Source organism: Methylorubrum rhodinum, assembly GCF_014199935.1.
GTDB classification, from domain to species: domain Bacteria; phylum Pseudomonadota; class Alphaproteobacteria; order Rhizobiales; family Beijerinckiaceae; genus Methylobacterium; species Methylobacterium rhodinum.
This window is the reverse complement of the sequence record NZ_JACHOP010000018.1, coordinates 98,219-108,843: the sequence shown is the minus strand read 5'-3', so window position 1 is coordinate 108,843 and position 10,625 is coordinate 98,219. Positions and strand designations below refer to the sequence as shown.

9 protein-coding genes are annotated in these 10,625 nt (G+C 68.3%); 7 read left to right on the top strand and 2 right to left on the bottom strand.

What is annotated here, in order from left to right:
* Window positions 1-321: 321 nt before the first annotated feature.
* Together HNR00_RS18270 and HNR00_RS18265 are read right to left on the bottom strand one after the other, a co-directional pair.
* Window positions 322-1,098 carry a Bax inhibitor-1/YccA family protein gene (locus tag HNR00_RS18270; RefSeq protein WP_183571798.1) on the bottom strand — a complete coding sequence of 259 codons (777 nt, stop codon included), beginning with the start codon at window positions 1,096-1,098 and terminating at the stop codon, window positions 322-324.
* Window positions 1,099-1,317: 219 nt separating this feature from the next.
* Window positions 1,318-3,900, bottom strand: coding sequence for an ABC transporter permease (locus tag HNR00_RS18265; protein ID WP_183571797.1), 2,583 nt, complete (start codon window positions 3,898-3,900; stop codon window positions 1,318-1,320).
* Window positions 3,901-4,084: 184 nt separating this feature from the next.
* Between HNR00_RS18265 and HNR00_RS18260 the strand changes: the two genes are divergently transcribed.
* The 7 genes from HNR00_RS18260 to HNR00_RS18230 all read left to right on the top strand — a co-directional run bounded on the left by HNR00_RS18260 (window position 4,085) and on the right by HNR00_RS18230 (window position 10,505).
* Window positions 4,085-4,822 carry a pyridoxine 5'-phosphate synthase gene (locus tag HNR00_RS18260; RefSeq protein WP_183571796.1) on the top strand — a complete coding sequence of 246 codons (738 nt, stop codon included), beginning with the start codon at window positions 4,085-4,087 and terminating at the stop codon, window positions 4,820-4,822.
* A 708-nt stretch (window positions 4,823-5,530) separates the two neighbouring features.
* Entirely contained in the window at window positions 5,531-5,938 is a 408-nt protein-coding gene (acpS, locus tag HNR00_RS18255) for a holo-ACP synthase (protein ID WP_183571795.1), read from the top strand.
* 142 nt (window positions 5,939-6,080) lie between these two features.
* A complete protein-coding gene (gene lepB / locus HNR00_RS18250; RefSeq protein WP_183571794.1) occupies window positions 6,081-6,881 on the top strand; it encodes a signal peptidase I in 801 nt (266 codons plus the stop codon).
* Between the two features lie 63 nt (window positions 6,882-6,944).
* A complete protein-coding gene (gene rnc / locus HNR00_RS18245) occupies window positions 6,945-7,715 on the top strand; it encodes a ribonuclease III (RefSeq protein ID WP_183571793.1) in 771 nt (256 codons plus the stop codon).
* On the top strand, window positions 7,708-8,652 hold the full coding sequence (gene era / locus HNR00_RS18240; RefSeq protein ID WP_183571792.1) for a GTPase Era: 945 nt from the start codon (window positions 7,708-7,710) through the stop codon (window positions 8,650-8,652). Before rnc ends, era begins: the two co-directional genes overlap by 8 nt.
* Before the next feature lie 210 nt (window positions 8,653-8,862).
* Entirely contained in the window at window positions 8,863-9,780 is a 918-nt protein-coding gene (locus tag HNR00_RS18235; RefSeq protein WP_183571791.1) for a class I SAM-dependent methyltransferase, read from the top strand.
* Window positions 9,777-10,505 (top strand): pseudouridine synthase, encoded by a 729-nt coding sequence (locus tag HNR00_RS18230; RefSeq protein WP_183571790.1) that lies wholly within the window; start codon window positions 9,777-9,779, stop codon window positions 10,503-10,505. The genes HNR00_RS18235 and HNR00_RS18230 overlap by 4 nt, the downstream gene beginning before the upstream one ends.
* Window positions 10,506-10,625 lie beyond the last annotated feature (120 nt).

Below are 10,625 nucleotides of genomic sequence, written 5' to 3'. Positions count from 1 at the left end.
GGATGACGACGGGCGTTGCAGCCCCATTCCGGGACGGTCGGCGCCCCGCGCCTGGTCCGGGTGGCCACCCGGACCAGGCACCCCGCGGCTGCGGGACAGCCTCTTTCTAGCAGAGCCCCAACAGACAATTCCGGGGCCGCGTAGCGGAACCCGGAAGCCACCCGTGATGCATGACTGCACGAGGCGGCGCGGCCCGTCGTGGATTCCGGGTTCGCCTACGGCGCCCCGGAATGACGACCGCGGTCGGTACAGCAATCTGCTCCATCCACGAAAAAGCCCCGGCCTTTCGGCCGGGGCTCTCGGTCTCAGTCTGCGGTTCGCTTAGCGGCGGTCGCCGAGGAGCGAGAGCAGGAACTGGAACATGTTGATGAAGTCCAGGTACAGGGTCAGGGCGCCGTTGACGGACATCTTGGCCGCACCCTCGGCGTCGAGGCCGCTGTAGAGGAACATCTCCTTCAGCTTCTGCGTGTCGTAGGCGGTGAGGCCCGCGAAGATCAGGACGCCGAGCACCGAGATCGCGAACTGGAGCGCGCTCGAGGCCAGGAAGATGTTCACCAGCGAGGCGATGATCAGGCCGATCAGGCCCATGATCAGGAACGAGCCCATGCCCGACAGGCTACGCTTGGTCGTGTAGCCGTAGAGGCTCAGGCCGCCGAAGGTGGCCGCCGTGATGAAGAACACCCGCACCACGCTGGCGCCCGTGAAGGCGAGCAGCAGCGAGGACATCGAGGCGCCCATCACCGCGGCGAAGGCCCAGAACATCGTCCGCGCCGAGGCTGCCGACATCCGGTCCATCCGGAAGGAGAAGACGAAGATGAAGGCGAGCGGCGCCAGCATCAGCACGTACTTGAACCACGTGCCGTAGATGAAGACACCCACTTGGTTGAGCGGGATGCCCTTGTAGTTGGCGACGATCGTGCCGGTCTGGACGGCCATGTTGAGGCCGAGCGCCACGAGACCCGAGATCCCGAGGCCGACGACCATGTTGTTGTAGACGCCCAGCATGAAGCTGCGCAGGCCCTGGTCGACCTCGACCTGGGAGCCGGCGTATCCCTGCGGCTGGGCACCGTAGCGGAACGGGCTGTTGTCGAATGCCATGAAAGTTTCCCTTGGAAGCTCCCGGCGCGGGATCGATGCGAGGTCCACGCGCGAACCCCGGCGTGTCGAGCACGCCTCGGGCCTGAATATGTTCGCTCGGACAGTCACAGACAAGAGGGCGGTGAAGCTCGCGGCCGAGATTTCAAGTCGTTCCGGCGGCGAAAGTTTTTAACCAAACGCCGGGATTAAAGCTCGTCTTTCGGCGTCGGGGGCCATGACTCAGAACTGCCGCAGATAGGGTGCCGGCTTCTGGCCGAGGATGCGCCACGTGCCGGCCAAGCCCACGATCACCGCGAAGGCGACGGCGATGCCGGCCACCATCAGGGCGCCCGCCGGATCGGGCCGGAAATCGAGCCGCATCACCCGGGCGACGATGCCCCAGCCGGCCAGCGTCCCGGCCAGAATGCCGAAGGCAGCGGTGACGGCACCGAGCGCACCGTATTCGAGCACGTAGGCGAAGAGAAGCCGGCCGCGGGTGGCACCGAGAACCTTCAGCACCACGGCGTCGTAGAGCCGGGCCCGGTGCCCGGCGGCGAGCGCCCCGGCGAGCACGAGCAGGCTCGTCAGCACCGCCACCACGCTGGCGCCGCGGATCGCCAGCGTCAGCTTGTGGACGAGGTCGTTCACGGCATCCAACGCGTCCTTCACCCGCACGCTGGTGACCGAGGGGAAGGCCTTGGCGGCGTCGCGCACGATCTCGGCCTCGAGCTTCGGCTCGGGGCCGTTCGGCAGCGTCAGGGTGGCCAGGTCCGCATGCGGCGCGCCGCGGAACGTGCCGGGGGAGAACACCATCACGAAGTTGATGCCGAGCGAGCGCCACTCGACCTTGCGCAGGTTGGCGACCTTCGCGGTGATCGTGCGGCCGAGCACGTTGACCGCGACGGTGGAGCCGACCTTCAGGTCCAGCGCCCGCGCCGCGTCCGACTCGAACGAGACGAGCGGCTGGCGGCCTTCTTCCGCGTTCCACCACGTGCCGTCGAGGATCTGCGAGCCCTCGGGCAGGATCTCGGCGTAGGTGATGCCGCGGTCGCCGTCGAGGATCCAGCTCGCGTCCTCCGGCGGCTTGATCTGGCCCGCGGGCACGCCGTTCAGCGCGGTGATGCGCCCACGCATCATCGGCACCCGCTCGATCTTGGCGTCGGGCGCCTTCGAGCCGAGGAAGGCCGAGAAGGCCTCCGCGTCGCGCGAGGGCACGTCGAGGAAGAACAGGCTCGGGGCGCGGCCCGGCAGCGAGCTTTCGAGCGCGCGGGTGATGTTGGCGTCGATGGCGCCCAGCGTCACCAGCAGCGTCGTGCCGAGGCCGAGCGAGAGCACGACCGCGGGGGTGAGCGCGCCGGGGCGGTGGAGGTTGGCCAGCGCCATCCGCGGCGCCATCGCCCGCGGCCGCGGCAGGCGGGCGGCCAACGCCATGATGCCGACCGCGATGAGCCGAAGCCCGCCGAAGGCGAGGCCTGCGGCCAGCATGAAGTACAGCGCGACCTTGCGGTCGAACGCCGTGACGAGGGCGAGGCCAGCGAGCGCCAGGAGCGCGAGCGCCAGACCCACGAGGTAGCGGGTCCGCGGCCGGCGCCGCTCGGGATCGACGCCGTCGCGAAACAGGCTGGCCACCGGCACGTCGTGGGCGCGCCCCAGCGGCAGGATCGCGAAGGCGAGCGCGGTGAGCAACCCGTAGGCGGCGGCGAGCGCGAGGCGGCCCGGCGCGATCTCGGGGTTGAGCGGCAACGGAAGCTGGTCGCGCAGGGCGAAGTCGAGCCCGAACGGCAGGGCGGCGCCGAGCGCCAGTCCGAGCACCGTGCTGAGTCCGGCGATCAGCATGACCTGCACGAGGTAGAGCCCGACCACCTGCGAGCCCGGCGCGCCGACACTTTTCAGCGTCGCGATCGCCCCGCGCCGCCCGTCGACGAAGGCCCGCACGGCATTCGCTACGCCGACGCCGCCGACGATCAGCGCGGTCAGCCCGACGAGCGTGAGGAACTGGGTGAAGCGCTCGATGCCCTTGGCGAAGCGCGGATCGGCGTTGGTCCGCCCGCGCATCTGAAAGCCGGCCTCGGGCAGCGCCTTCTGGATCGCGGCGTCGGTCGCTGTCAGCTGCGCGTCGTCGAGGCCGGGAAGCTGGAGACGGTAGCTCCACTGGTTGAGGCTGCCGGGCTGGATCAGGCCGGTGGCGCGGAGCGCGGGCATCGCGATCATCAGCCGCGGGCCGAAGCCGACGCCGGCGGCGACCTTGTCGGGCTCCGACACGAGCGCGGCGCGGATCTGGACCGGGAAGCCGCCGAGCGTGACCCGGTCACCGGGCTTCAGGTCGAGCCGGGTCAGGAGAGCCGGGTCGGCCACCGCGCCGTAGACGCCGTCGCGCTCGGCGAGCAGCTCGGGCAGCGGCCGGGCCGGATCGGTCTCGACCGTACCGACCGCCGGGTACGAGGCATCGACTGCCTTCAGCTCGACGAGCGCCGCGCCCTCGCCCGCCACCGCCATGGCGCGCAAAGTCACGACCTCGGAGACCGGGCCCTTGGCGGCCAATGCGGCCCGCTCGGCCTGGGTCGCCTCGCGGTTGACCAGCGAATAGGTGAGGTCGCCGCCGAGAATTCGCCGGCCCTCGCGCCCGAGCCCGCCCGAGAGCGAGGCGGCGATCGAGGTGACGCCGCTGATCGCGGCCACACCCAAGGCGATGCAGGCGATGAAGACGCGAAAGCCCGAAAGCCCGCCGCGCAGTTCGCGGAGCGCCAAGCGCAGGGTCAGCGGCAGCCGGGAGGCGGCCGGCCGGCTTTGCGGGGAATCCGGCCGGGACAACGTGCCATGCATGCGCGCTCGATCGGTTGGTCTTCCGGCCGGAACGGCCGCGCCTCAATCTGGGCACTTCCGCCGCCCGCGCAACCACGCCCGCCGCCGCAGCCCGTGGCGAAGTCCCGCTTCCGAGCCGCTTCCAAGCCCCGGCGGCAGCGGCTAAACCGGCTGCCCATATCTTTTGAGCCCGGAAGAAGAAGCCGTGTCGTCCCTGCGCCTGGGCGTGAACATCGATCACGTCGCCACCGTCCGCAACGCCCGCGGCGGGCTCATGCCCGATCCGGTGCGCGCCGCAGGGGAGGCCGTGGCAGCGGGCGCCGACGGCATCACCGCGCATCTGCGCGAGGACCGCCGCCACATCCGCGACGCCGATATCGCGGCGCTTAAAAGCCTGCCGGTGCCGCTGAACCTGGAGATGGCAGCGACCGACGAGATGGTCGGCATCGCGCTCCATACCCGGCCGCATGCCGCCTGCCTCGTGCCGGAGAAGCGCGAGGAGCGCACCACCGAGGGCGGGCTCGACATCGTCGGCGGGCGCGCGCACCTCGCGCCCCGCATCGCGACGCTGTCCGAGGCCGGCATCCGCGTGTCGCTGTTCGTCGAGCCCGACGAGGCGGTGATGGAGGCGGCCCGTGCGCTCGGGGCGCCGGTGGTCGAACTCCATACCGGAAGCTACTGCGAGGCTTGCGTTGCGGGTGACACCGCGCGCGTCGCGCATGAACTCGACCGGATCGTGCGCGCCGCCGCCCACGGCGCCGGGCTCGGCCTCGAGATCCATGCCGGCCACGGCCTGACGCTGGATAGCGTCGGCCCGGTCGCGGCCGTGCCGCAGTTGCGCGAGCTGAACATCGGCCACGCGCTGATCGCCGAGGCGATCTTCGTCGGTTTGCGGCAGGCCGTGCACGACATGCGGGCGGCGATGGACCGGGCGCGGCGGTAGCCGGAGCACTAGTAAGTTGAGGATGGTTGGCAGGAACTTTCAATCCGGATCGAAATCGGGGCGCTGAACAGCCGAGGCGGAGCAACAAATCAGATTGCAAGGCAACACCCATATGAGCAGCAAGAATTTTGTAGCAATTATCTGTACGTTGCTTTTTGATATAACGCTGATTGCAGCATTTATATCGAATCTTACTAGGCCAAAATATTGGATACCGATCACAGGAAAAATCGTGGGTTCCGCTACCACATCATGCGGCGACTCCACATTTATTGTGCCGGCATTAGTTTATGAACTAAACGGCATAAGCTACAATGACTTGAACAAGAGAGAATATCATATAATAAAAATCTTCGACGGAGGCGATGTCGATATCTTTGTCAATCCGAAGATAAATAGCCAGTATGCGCTCAAATCCGAGACAGGTATATTCAAAAATGTCCTCTTGGTTCCAATTTTCCTATTGATAAACGCAACACTGATATCACTACTTCTACATGATCAGACCTGAAATCAAACAGAACTTAATATAAAACTAATATGCTGTCAATCCGTGGCTGAAAACTGTTAGAAAAATTTCCATTCAAGGCTGCGAGATTATCGTAGCCTAGTATGTCCCATTTTATCTTCCGACATGACTCCGCATCACATGCATGCGCCGACTAAGATATAGCACCAGACAATCTGGTAGCGGGAAGCGATCGAAACATGATCCTCGGCATCGGCACCGATCTCTGCGACATCCGCCGGATCGAGAATTCCCTCGAAAAGTACGGCGAGCGCTTCACCCACCGGGTCTTCACCGAGGGCGAGCGGGCAAAGTGCGACCGGCGGGCGGCGCGGGCGCCGTCCTATGCCCGGCGCTTCGCCGCCAAGGAAGCCTGCGCCAAGGCGCTCGGCACCGGGATCGGCCAGGGGGTGTTCTGGCGCGACATGGAGGTGGTGAACCTTCCCGGCGGCCAGCCGACGCTGCGGCTCTCCGGAGGTGCGCAGGAACACCTGTCACGCATGGTTCCGGCGGGCTTTGAGGCGCGGCTGCACATCACGCTCACCGACGAACCCCCTCTGGCGCAAGCCTTCGTGATCATCGAAGCGGTCCCGGCGGCCAAGCCCTGAACTGAATACACGGCTGAGCCGGCTTATCCTCGCGTTGCGGGCGGCCCGCGCATGGTCTAGACCCCCGGCCCAGCAGAACGATTGCGCGATGGACGGTCTCGGGCCGGGCATCGGCGTGTGAGGCTGCGAAGGCAACGAGATCATGGAACCCGCACGCGTGGATCGCGACAGCAAATCGGAGATCCGGGCGGCGGAACCCGGCACCTGGGAGAGCATCCGCGAGACCGTGAAGGTCGGCGTCCAGGCGCTGCTGATCGCGCTCGTGGTGCGCACGCTCCTGTTCCAGCCGTTCAATATCCCCTCGGGCTCGCTGATCCCGACGCTTCTGATCGGCGATTACCTGTTCGTGTCGAAGTACACCTACGGCTACTCGAAATACTCCCTGCCGCTGTCGGAGTACCTGCCGTTCGAGGCGCATGGGCGGATCTGGGCGGCCGAGCCGAAGCGCGGCGACATCGCCGTGTTCAAGCTGCCAAAGGACAACGCCACCGACTATATCAAGCGCGTCATCGGCTTGCCCGGCGACAAGATCCAGATGATCGAGGGCGTGCTCAACATCAACGGCAAGCCGGTCAAGCGCGAGCGCATCGCCGATTACGAGACCCTCGACGCCTTCGACCAGACCGTGAAGGTCGCCCAGTACACCGAGACGCTGCCCGGCGGGGTCAGCCACAAGGTGATCGAGCGCGATGGCGACCGCGGCTTCTGGGACAACACCACGGTCTACACGGTGCCCGAGGGGCACTATTTCATGATGGGCGACAACCGCGACAACTCGACCGATTCGCGCGACCTCTCCAGCGTCGGCTACGTGCCGTTCGAGAACTTCGTCGGCCGGGCCGAGATGATCTTCTTCTCGATCGACGAGCGCACCCCCGCCTGGCAGCTCTGGCGCTGGCCCGCGGATGTCCGCTGGAACCGCCTCTTCACGACGATCCACTGACCGCTATTTCGCCATCGTGACCGCGGCACCGACAGAAAGCCCCGCTCCGGCGGGCAAACGGCGTTGAGCGCGCCCGACGAAGGCGCCCCGCGCTCCAGCCGTGCCCGGCGCGCCCAGCGGCCGCGGCCGGGCCTCGACGTGCTGGAAGCCCGCATCGGCCATACCTTCGCAGACTCCGCGCTGCTGCCGCTGGCGCTGACCCATGTCAGCAAGGCGGGCCATACCGGCCGGGTCGGCAGCTACCAGCGCCTCGAATTTCTGGGCGACCGCGTGCTGGGGCTCGCCATCGCGGAAAGCCTCTACACCGCCTTCCCGGACGCGGAGGAAGGCGAGCTATCGCGGCGGCTGGCCGGCCTCGTGCGGCGGGAGACCTGCGCGGCGGTGGCCGAAGCCTGGGAGGTCGGGCCCCATCTCAATCTCGGCCCCGGCGAGGTCCAGACCGGCGGGCGGCGCAACCAGACCATCCTCGCCGACGTCTGCGAATCGATCCTCGGCGCGGTCTTTCTCGATGCCGGCTACGCGGCCACCAAGGCGATCGTGCAGGCGGCCTTCCGCCCCGGCGAGGTGACCGGCGCGCCGCGCGGGCGCGACGCCAAATCCTCCTTGCAGGAATGGGCGATGGCGCGCAGCCTGCCGATCCCGCTCTACGAGGTGGTGGACCGCTCCGGCCCCGACCACGCCCCGGTCTTCCGCATCGCCGTGCGGGTGGACGGGATCGAGCCGGGTTACGGCGAGGGCAATTCCAAGCGCGTGGCCGAGCAGGAGGCCGCCCGCGCCGTGCTGGCCCGCGAGGGCATCGGCGGCACCCAGGATCAGGACGACACCCATGGCTGAGGACGACACGACGGGCGGACCGCACGAGCAGAGGCAGCCGCAGGACACCCGCGCGGGCTTCGTCGCGCTGATCGGCGTGCCGAACGCGGGCAAGTCGACGCTGCTGAACGCGCTGGTCGGCGCCAAGGTCTCGATCGTCTCGCGCAAGGTGCAGACGACCCGCGCCCTCGTGCGCGGCATCGTCATGGAGGGCGCCGCCCAGATCATCCTGGTGGACACCCCCGGCATCTTCGCCCCGAAGCGCCGCCTCGACCGGGCGATGGTGCATTCCGCCTGGAGCGGCGCGGCGGACGCCGACGCGGTCTGCCTCTTGGTCGATGCCCGGAAAGGCGCCGACGAGGAGGTCGAGACCATTCTCCGCCGCCTGCCCGAGGTGAAGCGGCCCAAGATCCTGATCCTCAACAAGATCGACCTGATCCCCCGCGAGCGCCTGCTCGAACTGGCCGCCAAGCTCAACCAGCAGGTGCCATTCGAGGACACCTTCATGATCTCGGCGCTCAAGGGCGACGGCATCGAGCGCCTGCGCAAGGCGCTGGCGGACCGGATGCCGTCCTCCCCCTGGCTCTACCCCGAGGATCAGGTCTCCGACGCGCCGCTGCGGATGCTGGCCGCCGAGATCACGCGGGAAAAGATCTACGACCGGCTGCACGAGGAGCTGCCCTACCGCTCCACCGTCGAGACCGACCAGTGGCAGGCCCGGCCCGACGGCTCGGTCCGGATCGAGCAGACCATCTTCGTCGAGCGCGAGAGCCAGCGCTCGATCGTGCTGGGCAAGAACGGCCAGACCATCAAGGCGATCGGTCAGGCCGCCCGCATCGAGATTTCGGAGGTGGCCGAGGCCAAGGTCCACCTGTTCCTGCACGTAAAGGTCCGCGAGAACTGGGCCGACGACCCCGCCCGCTACCGCGAGATGGGGCTGGAATTTCCGACCGGCTGATTCCTTTTGGGGCTTCATGCCGTCCCCGTAACAACCATCCGAGCCGAACCGGGAGCTCTCCTCCCCCTTGCGGGGAGGAGGTAGGAGGTGGGGGTGGCGCAGAAGGCACCGGGGCGCTCGATCCTGAACCACCCCCACCCCTACCCCTCCCCGCAAGGGGGAGGGGAAACGCGCGCGATATCGGGTCCGAAGCCGAGATGATGCGAGTCCATGTCCGCCGCCTCTGACGCCATCGTCCACGGCCTACCGCTGGCCGAACTTGTCGCCGTGCCGGACGGCGCCGCGCAGGTCTCGCCGCTGATCCCCGGCTCGGCGCGTCTCGAAGACATCGCCGCCGACAGTCTGGAGAATGCCGTGCTGCTCGCGCCCCCCGGCACGGTCGAGCGCCGCTATGCCCTGGCGCTCGCGCTGCGGGCCCTGAAGCCCGGCGGGCGGCTCACCGTGCTGGCACCCAAGGACAAGGGCGGCACCCGGCTCGCCAAGGAATTGCGCAATTTCGGCTGCGCGATCACCGAGGAGGCCAAGCGCCATCACCGCATCTGCACCGCGACGCGCCCGGCCGCACCCGCCGGCCTCGATGAGGCGATCCAGGCGGGGCGCCCGCGCCACATCGACAATCTCGGTCTGTGCACCCAGCCCGGCATCTTCTCCTGGGACCGGCTCGATCCCGGTACCGCGCTGCTGCTGCGCCATCTGCCGAGCCTGTCGGGCAAGGGCGCCGATTTCGGCTGCGGTCTCGGCATCCTCTCGCGCGCGGTGCTGCACTCCGAAAAGGTCAAGTCGCTGGCGATGATCGACATCGACCGCCGGGCGATCGAGATGGCCCGGCGCAATGTCGGCGAGGCCCGCGCCACCGCGCATTGGGCGGATCTCCGCGGCGCCGAACCCGCGCTCACCGGCCTCGACTTCGTCGTGACCAATCCCCCCTTCCACGACGGCGGCGCCGAGGATCAGGCGCTGGGCCAAGCGTTCATCGCCCGCGCGGCGGCGGCGCTCCGCAACGGCGGCACGCTGTACCTCGTGGCCAACGCCCACCTGCCCTACGAGGCCCCCTTGCGCGCCGCCTTCAAGACCGTGACGCCCACGGTGACGGAAGGCGGCTACAAGCTGTTCGAGGCCCGCAAATGAAGGCGTTGCGCCTCGACCGGCTGCTGGCCAACCTCGGCTACGGCTCGCGCCGGGAGATCGAGGGGCTGGCCCGGGCCCGCCGCATCCTCCGAGACGGCGCGCCGCTGACCGACGCCTCCGCCCGCATCCCGCTCGATCCCGACCTTCCCGCCCGGATGACCGTGATGGGCGAGCCGCTCGATCCGCTGCCGGGCCTGTGCCTGATGCTGCACAAGCCGCTCGGCGTCACCTGCTCGCACAAGGAGGCGGGGCCGCTGGTCTACGGCCTGCTGCCCGAGCGCTGGCGCCGCCGCGACCCGGCGCTCTCCACCGTCGGCCGGCTCGACAAGGAGACCTCCGGCCTCCTGCTGCTGACCGACGACGGCGCCCTGCTGCATCGGATCATCGCCCCCAAGGCCAAAGTGGCCAAGCGCTACCGGGTGAGCCTCGCCCGCCCGCTCCAGGGCGACGAGGCGGCGATCCTGTCCTCCGGCGAACTGATGCTGGAGGGTGAGGACCGGCCGCTGCTGCCCGTCGAGATGGAGACCGAGGACGCCACCCACTGCTCGGTGACTCTGCACGAGGGCCGCTACCATCAGGTCCGGCGGATGTTCGCCGCCATGGGCAACCACGTCGATGCGCTCCACCGCGACCGCGTCGGCGGGCTGGCACTGCCGGACGATCTGGCGGCGGGCGATCATCGGATTCTGGGAACGGACGAGATCGCGGCGATCTTCGCCGGTTAGCGCATCGGCCCGAGAGGGCGCCGGCGGCTTTCGAAGCTCTCCCCAGCACCGTCTCGATGCAGGGCACCGCCGCTCCGATCGATCGCGCCCAAGCCATTCGTTGAGATTGCGGCCCTGGGG